Origin of the sequence: Wolbachia endosymbiont (group B) of Rhopobota naevana, from assembly GCF_947250615.1 — a bacterium.
Lineage (GTDB): Bacteria > Pseudomonadota > Alphaproteobacteria > Rickettsiales > Anaplasmataceae > Wolbachia.
In genome coordinates this window covers 202,281-219,936 of the sequence record NZ_OX366333.1, presented here as the reverse complement: position 1 = coordinate 219,936, position 17,656 = coordinate 202,281, and the positions used below count along the sequence as shown (strand labels likewise).

General features: G+C 33.3%; 19 protein-coding genes and 1 rRNA gene. 5 read left to right on the top strand and 15 right to left on the bottom strand.

The annotated features are described in order from the left end of the window. Positions 1-79: 79 nt before the first annotated feature. The 5 genes from OOL01_RS01190 to OOL01_RS01170 form a co-directional block, all read right to left on the bottom strand. A complete protein-coding gene (locus OOL01_RS01190) occupies positions 80-1,381 on the bottom strand; it encodes a sugar phosphate nucleotidyltransferase (RefSeq protein ID WP_264686920.1) in 1,302 nt (433 codons plus the stop codon). A gap of 109 nt (positions 1,382-1,490) precedes the next feature. After that, positions 1,491-2,738 carry a hypothetical protein gene (locus OOL01_RS01185; protein WP_139686622.1) on the bottom strand — a complete coding sequence of 416 codons (1,248 nt, stop codon included), beginning with the start codon at positions 2,736-2,738 and terminating at the stop codon, positions 1,491-1,493. A 76-nt stretch (positions 2,739-2,814) separates the two neighbouring features. Then, positions 2,815-3,180 carry a succinate dehydrogenase, hydrophobic membrane anchor protein gene (sdhD, locus tag OOL01_RS01180; protein WP_064085698.1) on the bottom strand — a complete coding sequence of 122 codons (366 nt, stop codon included), beginning with the start codon at positions 3,178-3,180 and terminating at the stop codon, positions 2,815-2,817. After that, positions 3,177-3,554, bottom strand: a complete 378-nt coding sequence (sdhC, locus tag OOL01_RS01175) for a succinate dehydrogenase, cytochrome b556 subunit (RefSeq protein ID WP_264686919.1) — start codon at positions 3,552-3,554, stop codon at positions 3,177-3,179. Before sdhC ends, sdhD begins: the two co-directional genes overlap by 4 nt. 102 nt (positions 3,555-3,656) lie before the next feature. Next, positions 3,657-5,160: ribosomal RNA gene (locus OOL01_RS01170) — 16S ribosomal RNA — on the bottom strand. A gap of 153 nt (positions 5,161-5,313) precedes the next feature. Between OOL01_RS01170 and OOL01_RS01165 the strand changes: the two genes are divergently transcribed. Continuing rightward, positions 5,314-5,931 (top strand): hypothetical protein, encoded by a 618-nt coding sequence (locus OOL01_RS01165; protein WP_029237695.1) that lies wholly within the window; start codon positions 5,314-5,316, stop codon positions 5,929-5,931. A gap of 707 nt (positions 5,932-6,638) precedes the next feature. On the opposite strand, the gene OOL01_RS01160 is transcribed toward OOL01_RS01165, so the two are convergent. The 10 genes from OOL01_RS01160 to OOL01_RS01115 form a co-directional block, all read right to left on the bottom strand. Then, entirely contained in the window at positions 6,639-6,782 is a 144-nt protein-coding gene (locus OOL01_RS01160) for a GDSL family lipase (RefSeq protein WP_264686918.1), read from the bottom strand. A gap of 13 nt (positions 6,783-6,795) precedes the next feature. Then, positions 6,796-6,942 carry a GDSL family lipase gene (locus OOL01_RS01155; RefSeq protein WP_236607939.1) on the bottom strand — a complete coding sequence of 49 codons (147 nt, stop codon included), beginning with the start codon at positions 6,940-6,942 and terminating at the stop codon, positions 6,796-6,798. 616 nt (positions 6,943-7,558) lie between these two features. After that, positions 7,559-9,457 (bottom strand): RNA polymerase sigma factor RpoD, encoded by a 1,899-nt coding sequence (gene rpoD, locus OOL01_RS01150; protein WP_264376177.1) that lies wholly within the window; start codon positions 9,455-9,457, stop codon positions 7,559-7,561. Between the two features lie 139 nt (positions 9,458-9,596). Further along, positions 9,597-9,899, bottom strand: a complete 303-nt coding sequence (locus OOL01_RS01145; protein ID WP_010404276.1) for a cation:proton antiporter subunit C — start codon at positions 9,897-9,899, stop codon at positions 9,597-9,599. After that, positions 9,896-10,315, bottom strand: a complete 420-nt coding sequence (locus OOL01_RS01140; protein ID WP_064085417.1) for a Na(+)/H(+) antiporter subunit B — start codon at positions 10,313-10,315, stop codon at positions 9,896-9,898. The genes OOL01_RS01145 and OOL01_RS01140 overlap by 4 nt, the downstream gene beginning before the upstream one ends. Continuing rightward, the gene (locus OOL01_RS01135) at positions 10,308-10,832 is read right to left on the bottom strand and encodes a DUF4040 domain-containing protein (protein ID WP_010404272.1); all 525 of its coding nucleotides are present in this window, start codon (positions 10,830-10,832) and stop codon (positions 10,308-10,310) included. The genes OOL01_RS01140 and OOL01_RS01135 overlap by 8 nt, the downstream gene beginning before the upstream one ends. Positions 10,833-10,843: 11 nt before the next feature. After that, positions 10,844-11,116: a monovalent cation/H(+) antiporter subunit G gene (gene mnhG, locus OOL01_RS01130; protein ID WP_064085418.1), complete on the bottom strand. Its 273-nt coding sequence runs from the start codon at positions 11,114-11,116 to the stop codon at positions 10,844-10,846. 6 nt (positions 11,117-11,122) lie between these two features. Further along, positions 11,123-11,368: a monovalent cation/H+ antiporter complex subunit F gene (locus tag OOL01_RS01125; RefSeq protein WP_010404268.1), complete on the bottom strand. Its 246-nt coding sequence runs from the start codon at positions 11,366-11,368 to the stop codon at positions 11,123-11,125. Between the two features lie 29 nt (positions 11,369-11,397). Next, entirely contained in the window at positions 11,398-11,790 is a 393-nt protein-coding gene (gene rpoZ, locus OOL01_RS01120; protein WP_264682592.1) for a DNA-directed RNA polymerase subunit omega, read from the bottom strand. A gap of 60 nt (positions 11,791-11,850) precedes the next feature. Continuing rightward, positions 11,851-12,147, bottom strand: a complete 297-nt coding sequence (locus OOL01_RS01115) for a helix-turn-helix domain-containing protein (RefSeq protein ID WP_064085421.1) — start codon at positions 12,145-12,147, stop codon at positions 11,851-11,853. 862 nt (positions 12,148-13,009) lie between these two features. On the opposite strand from OOL01_RS01115, the gene purE reads away from it, so the two are divergent. From purE to hflC, 4 genes are all read left to right on the top strand, one after another. Further along, positions 13,010-13,510 (top strand): 5-(carboxyamino)imidazole ribonucleotide mutase, encoded by a 501-nt coding sequence (gene purE, locus OOL01_RS01110; RefSeq protein WP_264686917.1) that lies wholly within the window; start codon positions 13,010-13,012, stop codon positions 13,508-13,510. Further along, positions 13,510-15,339 carry a DNA mismatch repair endonuclease MutL gene (mutL, locus tag OOL01_RS01105; RefSeq protein ID WP_264686916.1) on the top strand — a complete coding sequence of 610 codons (1,830 nt, stop codon included), beginning with the start codon at positions 13,510-13,512 and terminating at the stop codon, positions 15,337-15,339. The genes purE and mutL overlap by 1 nt, the downstream gene beginning before the upstream one ends. 414 nt (positions 15,340-15,753) lie before the next feature. After that, positions 15,754-16,779, top strand: a complete 1,026-nt coding sequence (hflK, locus tag OOL01_RS01100) for an FtsH protease activity modulator HflK (RefSeq protein WP_264375971.1) — start codon at positions 15,754-15,756, stop codon at positions 16,777-16,779. A gap of 2 nt (positions 16,780-16,781) precedes the next feature. Next, positions 16,782-17,654 carry a protease modulator HflC gene (hflC, locus tag OOL01_RS01095; RefSeq protein ID WP_010407101.1) on the top strand — a complete coding sequence of 291 codons (873 nt, stop codon included), beginning with the start codon at positions 16,782-16,784 and terminating at the stop codon, positions 17,652-17,654. Positions 17,655-17,656: the final 2 nt, after the last annotated feature.

Here is a 17,656-nt window from a genome sequence, read left to right as displayed (position 1 = left end):
TATAACTGTAATTTTTCCTTTACCTCAAATTAGGTTGTCTAAATTTAGCAAGCTTATAGAATATATTCAATATTCTATATTAAGACCTTCCATATATATCGTCCGATCTTACTATATCATTATCAGATAAAAACTTTCCTACCTGAAACTCAACTATCTCAAGAGGAAATCTTGTACTTTTATTCTCAATTTTATGAAACACCTTCCTTGGAATCTCTACTACATGATTTTTTGTTATAGCATATGTTTTGTCATCTAAACTCACGCATCCAACCCCTGATAGTATTATATGGTACTCATCTCTATAGTGGTGAAATTGCTTAGAAGTGCAGCTCAGTGGATTTATAAAAAGGTATTTTATAAGAAAATCCTTACCCATTAAAATCACACTATAAAATCCCCATGGCTTAATCTCTTTCCTTGTTGGCTTTGCTTCTTTAACTTTATTAATGAACAACATTAGGCTCTTATTTTGCCGTTTATAAACTCTACCTAATAAAATCTTTTCATCATTTTCTGTCATCAAAACTGGCTCTCTTCCTTTTGCTACATGCTGAAATGAAACTAAATTCTCACTAAATCTCTTACTCAGTTCTAAAACTGAACTCCAAGTACCAATATCCATCCAATCAAAATTAGCTTCTACCATTGCAATATTTTCTGCTTTTTCTATCACTAGGTGATCAATAGATGTATCACCCATTCCTGCACAATTTTGCTGTTCTAAATACAGAAATCTCTCTCGTGGTACAAAATGCTTCATACTTTCACAACATAAATTATAGAGAGTCGGAGCAATTTTTTTTATCTCATCTATATAGCGTTTTGCTCTAAACACAAATATTCCAGAGTTCCAATAATGATTATTGTCCAGCTCATATTCAGGCTTTTCTATAAAGCTCTTTACTATGTGATATTTCCCTTTCTGACCATATACTGCATTTATATAGCCGTATTCCGAATTGAATTCATGAGGCTTTATCCCAAAAGTGACTATAGAGTCAGTTTCAGAGGCTAGCTTAGACGCTTTCTCAATAGAAACATAAAAACTATTCAAATCACCTATAAAATGGTCTGAAGGCAGAACTAAGATTGTCTCGTTCCTATCGCAGAGAAGCACAGCAATTAGTATTGCTGCCGCTGTCCCAATTTTAACTGGTTCAAAAACTACTTTATATTCCTGCAATGCATGTAATTCCTGCATCAATAATGACTCATATTGTATATTTGTGGTAATGATGGGTGGCATATAATCGCCTTTTAGCCTCAACAAAGTGTTGTGAAACATAGTATTCTGACTAAATATTTTCTGAAATTGCTTTGGCTTAGATAGAGGCCAAAGTCTGCTGCCACTACCACCACACAGTATTACAGGGCGCATTTAATTAAGATATTAATTATTTGATTAATATCTTATACTAACGGCAAAATGCATGCAAGTTTTTATTGTGAGATGATTAAAGTAAAAAGTAATTTAAAGTGATGGTTGACTACGAGCGTGATGGAGTCCCTACATTTCGTGATGAGTCTTGTCTTCTTTCTATCTCTCTATCAATATGAGGAGTGTTGCTTTTTTGATTAACGGCTGCAGCTACTTTTTCATCAGTTTTGTTTTGCAACTTTTCCTTTAAGCTTTCTCCAACACCTAGTTCTCTAGATTTATCTATACTTTCACTATTTTTGCTCAACCCCTTCTCTAAGTTTTTTTCAATATCTGATTTTCTAGCGTTAAGCTCTTTCCATGTACCCGCTATGCTAAGTGGCTTATGATCCTTCTGCTTCGGCTTTGGCCTTTCCCCATTTGTAACAACATTAAAGTCGCTTTTTACTTCTTTCCAACATTCTTTCAATTGGTGTTTCCACATAGTAAGATAAGCATCACCATACTTTTTCTCATTTGCTACAAACAATAAAATTGGAGCCTTAAGTATGGTAGCTCCCATATTCACTAAATTTTTTACTGCCATTGCAGGGGTGAACAAAAGATAGCCAAAAGACTTTGCAATTGGGTTTTGTTCGCTTATTAAATACTCCCCTAACTTTATAGGAAGAGAGGTCAACAATTTAGTACAAACTTTAGCCAAGCTTGTAGCAAAAACGATAGAAACAGATATAAGACTTTTATCTAGCTCTAGATTACCATCCTGATCTCTAATTTCTGAAAAATGGGTGCTTAGCTTCTTGTAATCACTAGCGTATAGTAATTTTCCATTTCTTCCTTTTTCATCTCTATCTTTCTCATCAACTTCTCCCGTGTCATCATTGATGAAGCAACCTTTTTTAGCAAGAAAAGAAGAATTAGTTAATCTAAGTAACTTAGTATCAACCTCAAAGACCGGCAAGTGTTTTTCAAGATCTATTTTTGAAAACTTAAATGGCTTATAAAATTTACTATAATCATTAACCTCACGCCTACCTTTACTAACTAAAAAGTCAATAGTAAAGTAAGATTTTTTATCAATTTCCTTAACCAAGGCTAGATCAAATTTGTATTCATTATATATAAGCTGGTACTCTGGATTTCCGTCTTTATCTTTTACAAGCTTGTCATTTTTTTTTACAACTCTCCCAGAATCTACAATCTGATCATAATTTTTTGGATATTGACACTTTCGTCCATCCTCATATATCATTACCTTTCTAAGGTCTTTGACATAAACTTGAGACTCAGATGAACTAAATAGATCCTTCACCTTTAGCGTAAGGTCTATTCCCCACTTTTTCAATGTCTCTAACATATTGCTAAACCAAAATCGCTATAGTTCAATAATAAAACTAGTACACTAATAATATATTAACATAGAACTGGCAACTTTACAAGAAAATATGCCTATAAAAGAAAAAAGTCGTAAAAGCAAGGACTATATAAGTAATGCTTGATAAGTATTTCATGCATGTAATTGTAAAAATCCTTAGAGGTACTCTGTCTATATAATCTTCACACACTACCTGCATTCCAAGAACTGCATGCCAAAAAATGCAAAACACCAGTATAACAAAAAACAAAAGCTCTAGTGGATGATTAATAGCCTGAAATAATTTTTCATTAAAAGATAAAGGGCTATCAACATAAAATGTGCAAGAAAATGAGTAAATAAACCAAGGAAATAAAAATAACAAAATCACCGCAGAAACACGCTGGATCCACCAATGATGTACTGAATTTACAGATTGACTCATATAAATATAAATAAAAAAGCCATAGTAGAAAGAAATAGCATTATTGTTAGTAATATAGCACTTTTTAAAACACTAGCAATTTCTAAATTAAGCCCAGCATCCCACAATAAATGACGAATACCATTAAGAAAATGATACACAAAGCTTACAAAGCATAAGATATAAGCTAATTTAGCAACAGGAGTGAACAATAATGCATTTAAGCACCTTACTATAATTAACTTAGGGGAGTAAACATATAATATAAAATACCAAGAAAGTATGATTAATAAAAGAAATAGCAAGATACCAGTCAATCTATGCATAATAGAAAAAAAACTAGTAACTTGTACTTTATATATTTGTAAATGTGGGGAAAGAGGCCTGTTACTCATAAAATTTCGTTATCGAGAAATTAAAAAATAAAGTAGAAGTAAAGACAGCAGTATAGTACATAATGACACTATTATTTGAAATGGTGAATTACGTACAAAGCCTAAGGAGGTAATCCAGCTGCAGATTCCCCTACTGCTACCTTGTTACGACTTCACCCCAGTCACTGATCCCACTTTAAATAACTCCTTCCTTGCGGTTAGGCCATTAGCTTCGAGTGAAACCAATTCCCATGGCGTGACGGGCAGTGTGTACAAGACCCGAGAACGTATTCACCGTGGCATGCTGATCCACGATTACTAGCGATTCCAACTTCATGTACTCGAGTTGCAGAGTACAATCCGAACTGAGATGTCTTTTAGGGATTAGCTTAGGCTTGCGCACCTTGCAGCCCATTGTAGACACCATTGTAGCACGTGTGTAGCCCACTCCATAAAGGCCATGATGACTTGACATCATCCCCACCTTCCTCCAGCTTATCACTGGCAGTTTCCTTAAAGTACTCAGCATTACCTGATAGCAACTAAGGATGAGGGTTGCGCTCGTTGCGGGACTTAACCCAACATCTCACGACACGAGCTGACGACAGCCATGCAACACTTGTGTAAAATCCGGCCGAACCGACCCTATCCCTTCGAATAGGTATGATTTCCATGTCAAGAAGTGGTAAGGTTTTTCGCGTTGCATCGAATTAAACCACATGCTCCACCGCTTGTGCGGGTCCCCGTCAATTCCTTTGAGTTTTAATCTTGCGACCGTAGTCCCCAGGCGGAATGTTTAACGCGTTAGCTGTAATACAGAAAGTAAACTTCCCATATTTAACATTCATCGTTTACAGCGTGGACTACCAGGGTATCTAATCCTGTTTGCTCCCCACGCCTTCGCGCTTCAGCGTCAGATTTGAACCAGATAGACGCCTTCGCCACTGGTGTTCCTCCTAATATTTACGAATTTTACCTCTACATCAGGAATTCCTCTATCCTCTTTCAATCTCTAGATTAATAGTTTTAAAAGCAATTCCAAGGTTAAGCCTCGGGATTTCACTTTTAACTTATTAACCAGCCTACGCGCCCTTTACGCCCAATAATTCCGAATAACGCTAGCCCTCTCCGTATTACCGCGGCTGCTGGCACGGAGTTAGCCAGGACTTCTTCTGTGAGTACCGTCATTATCTTCCTCACTAAAAGAGCTTTACAACCCAAAGGCCTTCTTCACTCATGCGGCATGGCTGGATCAGGCTTTCGCCCATTGTCCAATATTCCCCACTGCTGCCTCCCGTAGGAGTCTGGACCGTATCTCAGTTCCAGTGTGGCTGATCATCCTCTCAGATCAGCTATAGATCATTGCCTTGGTAGGCTATTACTCCACCAACTAGCTAATCTAATATAGGCTCATCTAATAGCAATAAATTTTTCCCCCGTAGGGCGTATACGGTATTAGTTGCCGTTTCCAACAATTATTCCGTACTACTAGGTAGATTCCTATACATTACTCACCCGTCTGCCACTAAGTTATACCATAGCAAGCTACAATATAACTCCGTTCGACTTGCATGTGTTAGGCCTGCCGCCAGCGTTCATTCTGAGCCAGGATCAAACTCTCAAATTTAGACTTCAACCTATAAAAGGTTGAGGGTACATCGGATAAATCCGACAAAAAATAATTTAGCTTAATACTGCTGTCTTTATTTCTACTTTAGAAATATTTTAATCTCCAACTATTCAAACAACTCTAACAATATTATTATGTGATATAATCACTATGTCAATATGTTTTTGCAAATCAAAAGCATTAATGTATAAATATATAACTATTTGGAATATTACCATGAAAAAATACATCTTTCTGCTTGCACTCGCGCCAATGTTAGTTGGCATCACATTATACTTATTGCGCAACATTGATAACACAAAACAATCTATAACTGCAGGTGACAAGTTTTACGAAGTATTATTCTTAAAAAAAGATAATAAGTCACTGCTAGAAGAAATAGATTCAAATTGGGAGTATTTAGCAAATTTTGAACGCGCATTCAATCATATCTCAGATTCAATGCCAACAGACACAGCATCTATTATTTATAATGATTTGGCAGACGATAAAGATGCTCCTGATGTTTTGCGTGAGTTAGCACAATACTTAGAAGTAATGAGCTTACTTCACTCCAGCGGTGAAAAAACAAATAGAGATAAAATTAGTAATTTAGAATCAAATGCAGTGTACCCTTATTCAAGCCAAGAAGCTATCGCTATAGTAAAGATACACAGTAACGACATTAAAGGTGCAATTGAAATATTGCATTCATTATTAAATGATAGAGAATGTCCGACTCTAATCAAGGCCAATGCACAAGAATTACTTCGGATATACGAAAACTAAAAAACTTGCTTGCATAACAATTTGGCAGCGCATCTGATGAAATAAAGAACTTTACTTGACAAACCTCCCTATTTTATTAGGGCACTAAAAGTATTTATGACTCAAAATTTGTTTTTGACTGTAGGATCAATCACAAAATCCAGTAAAAACTTAGGTGTTTATTGGTAGATTACGTAAAATTATAGCGGTTTTTTAAATTTTTTCTATACTCAGCCAAGTCGCGCTTGTTAGAACATTATTACAGCACCACTTACAGTAATATAGAGTCAAAATTTCACTACTCAGAGGTTCCTTTTACCTTTTTATTTAGTAAGACTTCTCTATATTTATAGTTAATATATCAAAGAATAAACTTCACTCGCAGAATGTCATTCTAGCACTAAAATGACAAAAAGAGGATAAAATCGCAATAGCTATGTATCAAGCACCGTTGTATTTTCTCTATATTTTAGATTACTTTGTTTACCCCCTCCCTTTACCATTCAGCTACACAGATAGTTACTACAAACCGTAAAGATGTTTAAAAGAAATCTAATTTTTTATCAACTCATACATTTCATTACCAACTTCACAATAAGGTTCTGCAGTTGGATAAAAATAATCAAAAAAGAAATAATCCTTTAGTATTTCTGGCTGCATCCAGAATTATAGTAAGTATCAAGCCTTCCTTTAAATATCAACAAGAGTATCTTTATACTTTTTCCAAATCACCCTCCCCCAAACTGGTCTACGATGTTTGATAGGTATGCATCTCGATTATTTAACCCTTTGCTCTTATATTTACCAAGCATACTTTTCATTTTAGAATTAAGATCGAATGCTTTTATTTCAAGATCTGCACCTTTCTTCATATAATCTAAATCATTAGCTAATTTTGTATTGAAACTCTGTGTAAGCTTTGCAGCCAGCTCTCTTGCTTTTCGTCTTTATTAAAGCTAGTATCAAACCAACCTCAGTCACATTTGCAACAATCACATGCTTTACACCATATTCATTTAGAACCAAATGCATTACATATTTCACTAACCGCTTTATTTTAATACTTTTTCTGCTTTAACATTGTTATAAGCAGTGGCACCCATAATATTATTTCCTCGATTATAATGAAAAATAAAATCTCCTTTACCTACGTCTGGATGATGTTTAATTACTGCGTTTAGCTGATTAACTAAACGAAATTTATTGAGGAAATAAGAAAAAATAGGGTTAAGAATTTCAGATGCTGTTGCATATAAAATCGCATAGTTATGACCTTACTGTTCATAGTATCGATCAAAAAATGAGCATCTCCATGATGACTTAAATTCTTCTAAACCTAAATACCTTGCTACATATTCAACAACAGTAAGGCCATTGCTAAAAATCCTCCTTAATAAAAAGGGGCATTAAGTTTCACGTTTCTTACAAAGGATAAGTTATTAAAATTTCAATAATTACACCATTATCAGATAAACTATCACCCAGAACACAAAAATTTTTACACTTTGAATTAGAGTTATTCTTTTCATTTGCCATAACATTCAATATCTAATCATACTGCTCTATGAAGCCTATAAAAAAAGAAAAATAGGGTAAAATTATAGAACTTTGGCTGAATTTTACCTATTTTTTGAGCAGCCCTTCTGCCTTAAAAGAAACCTCTAAGTTTTTTAGCACGGCTTGGATGTTTCAACTTACGTAGTGCTTTTGCCTCTATTTGCCTAATTCTTTCACGTGTAACATTAAAAATTTTTCCTACTTCTTCTAAGGTATGCTCCTTTCCATCTTTACCAAGGCCAAAGCGCATCCTTAGAATTCTTTCTTCTTTTGGTGTTAAAGTTGCAAGAACATTGGTCGTAATGCCACGCAAGTCGGCAAGTATTGCAGCATCCTCTGGTTTAGAAACTCGCTTATCTTCTATACAATCACCGAAGGTACTACTATCATCCTTTCCTGTTGGAGCTTCAAGACTTACTGGATCTCTTGCTATTTTCATAACTTTACGTATTCTTTCTATCGGCATTGCCAATTCTATACTTAATTCCTCTAATGTTGGCTCTCTACCCATTCCATGAGTCATCTTTCTTAATGCTTTATTGATTTTACTGATAATTTCCACCATATGAACTGGTATTCTAACTACTTTAGACTGTTCAGGTATTGCCCTAGTTATTGATTGTTTTACCCACCAAGTACCATAAGTCGAAAATTTATATCCACGTTTGTAATCAAACTTATCTACAGCCTTCATAAGACCAATATTGCCTTCTTGTATCAAGTCAAGTAGATCAAGTCCTCTTTTTGAATACTTTTTAGCAATTGAAACCACTAGCCTTAAATTAGCCTTTATCATCTCTTGCTTTGCTTCAGAGACTTCTCGTTCGTGTTTTTGTATTCTCTTGATTAGCTCCTTAAACTCTTGTACTTTATCTCCTTGTACATAACTCTTAATATTTCTTAAGGCACTAGCTATATATTCATAGTTATCGTTTATAAACCTTAAGAATTTATTTTTTAATTCACCTGTAAAAAGGGAATGATTTTCATTCTTCTTTAAAAGACTGATTTCGCTCAATTCGTGCTCTAAAAGCACAGCACAATAAATATTATAGAAACTTTCTCTATCAATATCGTACTTTCTAGCCTCAGTAATAAGATTAGCTTCTTCAAACGTGATTAGTCTATTTATTTCGTAAAGTTTTTGTGTAATTCTGGCAATAGCAGCATCACTAAACTGAATTTGTAATGCTACAGACCATATTTGATTATATAAATTTTCTAGCTCATTAGAGAAATCTTTAGAATTTTTTTTCAATACCAATGCTTCATTTGTTAAAGTAATGATCTCATCCAATGCTGTGATAACCTTTGGCAATAAATCACTTTCCATTTCAAGAACAGAAATGTTTAAATTCGCTGAACTTATATCTTCACTCTCATTTCCCTTTTCATCGTTGCCTTTTTCCTCATCATCAACATAATCTTTAACATCTTCAGCTTCACTTTCTTCTTTGGCTACCATATTGAAATCAGAGTTATAAATTGCATCTAGATTTATCATTTCTCTCAGCAAAAAAGTTCCCCCACTTAAATCATCACGCCATGTTTTGATCATGTTGAATGCCACTGATGTTTCAATTATTGCACGTAACATGTTATGCTTTTCAGATTCAATTTTTTTTGCTATCTTAATTTCATCTGCTCGTGACAAAAGCTTTACAGAGCTCATATCTTGTAAATAAATCCTTACTGGATCATCATTTTGCACTAAAGTTGTAGTAGTATTCAACGATGTCTCATCATCATCAAGCTTATTACCATCATCATTAGAAGGAGCTTCTTCCTCATCTTCACTACTTTCGAGTATGTTAATTCCAGAGTCTTGCAATAAAGCTATAGTATCATCTATAAAATCAGGTGGAAAACTTTCATCTGACAACTTATCATTTATATCATCAAAAGTGATAAAACCGCCCTTTCTTATACTTTTGGTTACAAGATCTTTGATGATCTTTTTCCTATCTTCCGTACCATTAATAGTTGACATCATTACCTTTACAGTTTATAATTTTATTTCTTATTTATCAAATAAACTTACAATTAGCAAGCTTATAGTTTTATTCTTAATTTATAGTTACTTGCTACTTCATATAGTTTAAGATACTGTCAATTTATTCACACTCTTCTTAATCAACTAATCTCTCCATTCTTACTACTATGGACAATCCAACTGAAAATGTTGCAATTCCAACCACTATAGCAGTAAGCATTAAGACGTGAGGTATAGGATTGGTATATAAGTGAAAATTTGAAGTCAATATAGGAGGTAAAGAACTTTTTACATACCCTAAAGATATGTAAAACAACAAAACAGATGCTTGTAAGACACTTAATCCCATCATTTTTTTGATTAAGTTTTTATCATTTACAATGATATAGAAACCTAGCACCATTAATATAGTAATGCCTACATAATTATATAGAGTCATTGTTTTTTCCTGCGAGCGAAATTTATATATATGATTAACATGGAAGAAGAGACGGTAAGCAATACACCCAGCTCCACTAAGAAAATACCCAATTTTTGACCTGTTCTACTATCAGCTGACAATATACTATAGGATAAAAAATTTTGGCCAAATAAAACTGTTATAATACCAGCTCCTCCATAGGTTAAAATACCTAGTACGTTAGTAAATTTGATAATAGAGTAAGGTATTGCTTTTAAAGTTGTAGGTATATCAAATAACATAGAATATAATATTATCCCAGAAGCAATAATTATTCCCGCCTGAAAACCTCCACCTGGAGTATAGTCACCATGAAACTGTATGTATAAACCAAACAAAATGATAAAAGGTATCATCAAAAATGTTACTGCACTTAATACCGGATCTTTAATCACTTTCTTTCTCTTCTAATATTAACATTATACAAAGTGCAGCAGTAAAAACTACTATAGTTTCTCCAAATGTGTCATAGCCACGAAAGCTTGCTAAAACAGCTGTCACTATATTAGGAATACCAATAGCTTTTTCAGTATTTTCTACATAATAAGGAGCAACGTGCAAGTGAACTGGAGCATTATGACTGCCAAAATCTGGTAATTGAATCATAAAGTATGATAAACATGCAGTCAAAAATAACATAAAAAAAAGTGTTGTGGGGCTATGAGATAAATTTGCTTTGTAATTCTTTACCAAAGAGAGTGCTGCAAACGTAAAGACTGTGCTCAATCCTGCACCAACAGAAGCTTCAGTAATTGCAACATCTGGCGCATTCATAATCAAGTACATAAGTGCAATAAGTGAACTAAATACACACATTAGAACAGCACTTACAACCAAATGTTTCGAAAGAACTATAAAAACTGTAACCGTGAGTAACAGCAAAAGTAATATTAGATTCAGTATTTCTAGCATCTTAACCTTCTTTAATAGTCTTTACTTTTATAATAAGTACGCGCTAAAATATAACTGTTAGTTGAATTGGCTATCCATATTATAAAAATCAATAATATAACTTTAATAGTATTGATTGAAAATTCATTTTGCCAAGCAAAACCAATCAACAACAACATTGCGCCACTAGAATCTGCAATACCTGCAGCATGTAGTCTAGTATAGAAATCAGGAAATACTACTACTCCTACGCTTGAAATGAATATTAAACAAACACCTAAAAATATGAGAATGGATGCTACCATAAATTATCAAAACAACATTAATCTCATTAGCGCTATAGTTGATATAAAGCTGATGCTAGCATATAGTAATGCTATATCAATTAAAAAAAAATCATTCAGAGTAATCGATATTGCTGTTATGAGTAAAACTACTTGTGTTGATAAACTATTGAATGCTAAAATCTTATTGTACACATCACTTGACCTAAATACTATACAACATAACATTACACTCATACAGAACAAAAGCGCATAGATAGCAATACTAATCATTTATAAGCTATTATAACCTCTGCAGATTTCTAAATCGGTACTTCTTCACCACTATCTTGATCATCTATTTCATCATCGTGGCTTTCTTGACTTACATCCAGACTTGTGTTAAGTTGATGATCAGAAAAATTTAACAAATTTGCTAGCTTACTTGGACTATTAATATAAGTATTATCTGTGTTTCCTTTCATGTGCTCCTTGCACCTTTTCACCAAAAGGTTAAACAACTCATGAGTATTCACCTTCTTTTCTGCTATTTCATATAAAGAAACTATCGTATCCTTATGATCTTTAAACTTAACCATTTCAACGGGATCGCTTGCCCCTGTACTCAAATCATGCGTTCTTTGACTTGCTAGCAGAACCAATTTAAAACGGTTGTGTACCTGTTCTACACACTTTTCTACAATAGACTCAATCATAAAATACTACCTTGATAAACTTTATACTATATCACAAAAAATAAGATGTCAACTTCGGATCTATTGAGATCCAATTCTACATTCTACTTTTTCTTCTTTAGCTTTTACTGATTGATTTTCTGTTATTGTAATTGTTATTTCATGATCAAGCTTTTTCAAAAAACCTAACAGTCTCTCTAAAGAAAAACCACTTGTCTTACCACTTTTAATTTGTGACACCTTTGGTTGATCAATACCAAGTTTCTCAGCCGCACAAGCTTGAGTCCAAGTATTTTTTCCTATAATTTTACTTATTATGCTCAGCAATTTTTTTTTTATTGCTTCACTATCCAGATTGTTTAATGATATTGTTTCCATAATTTTTACTCTCACATACCAACTAGCTTTATTAAATATTATATCATAATATTTAATATACCAATATATTAATATTATATAATTTGTCAATAACTATAATGATATACTGATACTCAAAATTTTAAATTGACTATAATTTTTATCAAAATACTAGTAATTTCAAACTATTATTTTGTAAAAAACTTACTATTAAAGAGAATAAGTTGAAATTGCAAAGTTTAAAATACAGAAATAATCATTTTACAAACTCGTTTTAGAGACTGTACATGATCTCAAGAAAGGAATAAAGCAGGAGATAGAGTATGTAAATTATGAAAACAGAGCAAGATGAGTAGGAGAAAAACTGAGTAGAGTTCTGTAGAAAGAAACAAAATCAAGAAGATTTAGGATATATTTTACATAGTGTTACAGGTCCTAAAAAGTGGCTTCAGTGAATCAACAATGTTTTCAAAATGGCAAGATTATTTTAATAAATGAAGTAAAAAACATAGCGGAAGTAAAGAAAGTGTTTTGAAACATATATAAAAAAGTAATTGCAAAGAAACAAATAAAAGGATGTAACTGTAGAAATCTTTGCCGTATTGTCAAAAGGTAAGTCTCTAATACTCTTATAGAAAAGTGTAGACAATTGTGATAAGCAAAATTCAATACTAGCTTACAAATCGTCTTCTTGCTTCCACCGCTTTGCTTCTAAAAAGATTATGAATAGACCCTTATATCCGAAATTTATACCTCTATATTTTAATATAGGGATTCATTTCAATTTTTAAAGTTTCTATTTAATAAGAATGCTATATCATATTCGTAATTTAATTTAAATATCTGTTGCTTCTGAAATACTATTTGGTTAGTAAATAAAATCATGTCTAATACAGAAAAAATGAAAAAGGATGTTGCTGTAATTATGGGAAGCGAGTCGGATTATGGCACTATGGTGCATGCTATTAACCTATTAAAAGAATTGGAAATTTCACATGATGTATTTATAATATCCGCACACAGAACACCAGAGAGACTCTTTAATTTTACTAAGTCTGCTCAAGAAAAAGGCTTTAAGGTTATTATAGCTGGTGCAGGAGGAGCGGCTCATTTACCTGGTATGACTGCATCGCTTACTTATTTACCTGTTATCGGTATTCCTGTGCATAGCAAGCAATTAAATGGGCTAGATAGTCTATTATCTATAGTGCAGATGCCAAAAGGTGTTCCAGTTGCAACAATGTCTATAGGAGAGAGTGGAGCATACAATGCCGCTATTACTGCTGCATCTATATTGTCGATTTCTAATAGTGAAATTGCAGATAGATTAAAAAAATGGAGAGAGGGGCAAACTAAAGCAGTAAAAGAAAAACCAACATTATAATGGCAATAGTTCTTTTAGATACAAAAACCATAAATCGTATAGCAGCAGGAGAGGTAATAGAAAGGCCTGCAAGTGTGGTAAAGGAATTAGTGGAAAATGCAATAGATGCCAGAAGCTCAGAGATAGAAATTAAGATAGAAAGTGGTGGGCGTAACCTCATTACTGTAATCGATGATGGTAGCGGAGTAAAAAAGGATGATTTAGAACTTGCGTTTATGCGCCATGCTACTTCAAAATTGAGTGACAGTGAATTGATAGAGATCAAGCATCTTGGCTTTAGAGGAGAAGCTTTGCCTTCAATTGCAGCAGTAAGCAGAATAAAATTATCATCTAAGGCAAGCAAAGCAGATCAAGCATGGTCTATAAGGTATGAGGGGGGAGAAAAAATAGGAGAGCTTGTTCCTTATCCTTTATCGATAGGAACATATATTGAAGTACGAGATTTATTTTTTGCCACACCAAATAGACTAAAATTTCTCAAAACCGAAAGGGCAGAAACACAAAGCATTGTTGATATTGTAAACAACTTAGCAATGATCAATTATGGAATTGAGTTTACTCTTATCTCCGATAATAAGAAGCTTCTTAAGTATGCTAAGCAGAACTCATTATTTAGCAGGCTATGCGAAGTAGAAGAAGAATTTCATGAAAACTCTTTGCAAATTAGTGAAGAAGAAGATGGCATTAGACTTACAGGATACATCTGTAAACCTACTGTCAATCGTAGCAATTCAACTCAGATCTATACATTTGTTAATGGTAGACCAATTAAAGATAATCTACTTATTGGTGCAATTCGTTATGCGTATCACGACCTTATTCCAAGCAATAGATATCCTTTTGCAGCGCTGCACTTAGAGATACCGTATGATCAAGTTGATGTAAATGTGCATCCAAATAAATCAGAGGTAAGGTTTCAGAACAAGAGGCTAATATATGAAATAGTGAGAAGAGGGCTAATAAAAGTGCTATCAAAGAGAATAGATCTTGCAGAAACTGTATTGGCTCAGAATGGAACAACAACGAATCATCTATCATCAGATCCTTTTAGTAGGTCTAGTCTTAAAAATGAATTTTATGGAAGAAGGTCGGATCCTTTTGAAAACCAGTTAATGAGAAAATTTACTTCTCCAAATATAGAGACAAAAAGCTTATCAGAACATTCAAAATCGTTTGATTATACTGGTATGCAAAAATCTCCTCCACGAGCAGAAACTACAATTTTGGAAAGGAAACAAACCGATCTAATAAGGGACTATCCACTTGGGTTTGCACACTGTCAAATCTACAATACTTATATTATTGCCGAGGCAAGAGACAAACTAATTATAGTAGATCAGCATGCAGCCCATGAAAGACTAGTATACGAGTGCTTAAAGGAGAAATCAAGTATAAAAAGACAAAAACTTCTTTTGCCTGAAATGGTTGAAATCAAAAGTCAAGCCGGTATGGAAATGATAGAAGTTTATAAGGATAAGCTTTTCGAAATGGGCTTTGATATCGAAATTAAATCAGAAAATGCGATCATAGTAAAAGAAATACCTGCAATCTTAGGGTCAATAGATGTGAAGAAAATGCTAATTGATATAGTGGATAGATTAATAGAAATAGAAGATACTCTACCTATAGAGGATAAAATAAATAAAATACTAGCTACAATTGCTTGTCATGGATCAATTAGAGCAGGTAGAAAGATGAAATTAGAGGAGATGAATGAGTTGTTGAGGCAAATAGAAAAAACACCATATTCTGGACAATGCAATCACGGAAGACCAACCTATATAGAAATGAAATTAAGCGATATTGAAAAGTTATTTGAGCGAAGGTAAGAAATTGTCACAAATGTGTATAGATTATACAACCCTAGTTTCGTCATCTCAAAACTCAGATACACAATTGTTCGAACATTGCAATTTGCAGGTAATTTGTATAGTAGATAATGTCATTCTATTACTTGACGATGATTTATTATGCAGCTACTTGATTAAAATTAAGTTTCCTAAATCCCAGGCATTGTCTTTTATGTTAATAATTAATATACAACTAAAGATACTTATCAAAAACGACAATAAAGAATTCAAAAAAAGCCAGAAATTCTGTAGAATTGACCATATCATATAGAGAAAAAGGAAGTGTATGATCACATCCTTCACTCCGATCATTAATCTGCAAACAAAATAGTTTTGCATTTTTTGATAAGATTAAGTAATATCAGCGTATTAGTTATACAATTAATAATTTTTATGGATGAGCGTAATCCTTGGAATCTTGGAAAGAAACCGTCAGGTTCAAGTAATGAAGATATTTTAAGTAAAGCTGTGTCTGATATAAGATGCTTTTTTAATGGCTTAACCAGAAATAGAGGGAAAAAACCTTATTTCATCATTTTTATTGTTTTGTTGTTTTATCTTTGTACTGGTTTCTATATTGTCCATCCGAGTGAGGAAGGTATAGAACTTACTTTTGGCAAATATTCCAATACAGAAACATCTGGTTTGCGTTATCACTTTCCCTACCCTATTGGTAAGGTTTTTAAAGTAAATGTTAAAGAAGTAAATCGTGAAGAAATTGGGATAAGCAGCTCTTATGGGCGAGATACAGATCGTGGTGAAGGAGTGATGCTTACCGGAGATGAGAACATAGTCAACGTTAACTTTGAGGTCCAATGGAGAGTCAGGGATGCTAAAGATTATTTATTCAAAGTGCGGGATTATAAACCTGGTTTTAGCGTTAAAAATGCTGCTGAAAGTGCTATGAGAGAAATAATAGGTAAGAATACGATCTCTTTTGCACTCGAAGGTCAAGGCAGAGCTGAAATTTCCAGAGATACTATAATTTTATTGCAACAGATTCTTGATGGATATCAAATGGGTATAGAGATTTTATCCGTTCAAATGAAAAAAATTGATCCACCAGAAAAGGTGATTAGCTCATTTAGGGATGTACAAAGTGCTCGCGCAGATAAGGAGCGTACCATAAACGAAGCATACGCTTACAGTAATGATATTATACCTCGTGCAAAAGGTGAAGCAATAAAGATAAAATTAGATGCAGAAGCATACGAGAATGAAATAATAAATGAAGCAAAAGGTAATGCAAATCGCTTTTTATCTCTTTACGAAGAATATAGACAAAATCCTTCTCTTGTTAAGAATCGTATTTATCTTGAAACTATGGAAAATATTTTCAGCAAGGTAGATAAGTTTGTTATAACAGACGATCTGAAAGGTATGTTCTCTTATTTACCTCTTACAAATTTAGGAAAATAGCCATGAGTAGTAATATAAAAATTGTTTTTGCTTTTATATTTGTTGTATTATTGATTGCCTTATCTAATTCAATCTTCGTTGTTCAAGAAACAAAACAAGCAATAGTTATACAACTCGGTAAAGTCGTAAAAGATGTTAGGGACAGTGGTTTATATTTTAAATTGCCATTTATAAATAACGTAGAATTTCTTGATAAGAGAATTTTAGATTTAAGTCCTGATAAAACTCCAAGGGAAGTGATAACTGCAGATCAAAAGCGTATTATAGTAGATGCTTATGCAAAATATAAAATAATAGATCCTATTACTTTTTATCAAACTGTGAAAAATGAATCAGGGCTAGTTAGAAGATTATATCCTGTCATAGAAGCTCACATAAGGGAGAATATAGGAAGATTTTCATTAATTAGTTTGTTGAATGAAAAGAGATCAGAAGTTATGCAATTAATTCAACGTGGAGTTTATTCTGAAGCTGGAAAATTTGGCATAGAGATAATAGATGTAAGAATTAAGAGAGCAGATCTACCAGAAGAAAATAGTTCTGCAATATTCCGCCGCATGCAAACTGAAAGAGAAAAGGAAGCAAAAGAAATTAGAGCAGAAGGAGAACAAGCTGGACAAGAAATTAGATCAAAAGCTGATAAATTAAAAAGGGGAATTGTCTCTAGTGCAGTAAAAGAATCACATGAAATAAGAGGCCGTGGTTATGCTGAAGCAACTAGAATCTATAATGAGGCATTCAAGGTTGATGAAGAGTTTTTTAACTTTTATCGCTCTATGAAAGCTTACAGTAAATCATTTGCTGAGGGTAATACTAAATTTGTGCTTTCACCAAATAATAATTTCTTAGATATTTTGAACAAGGGATGGAAATAGTT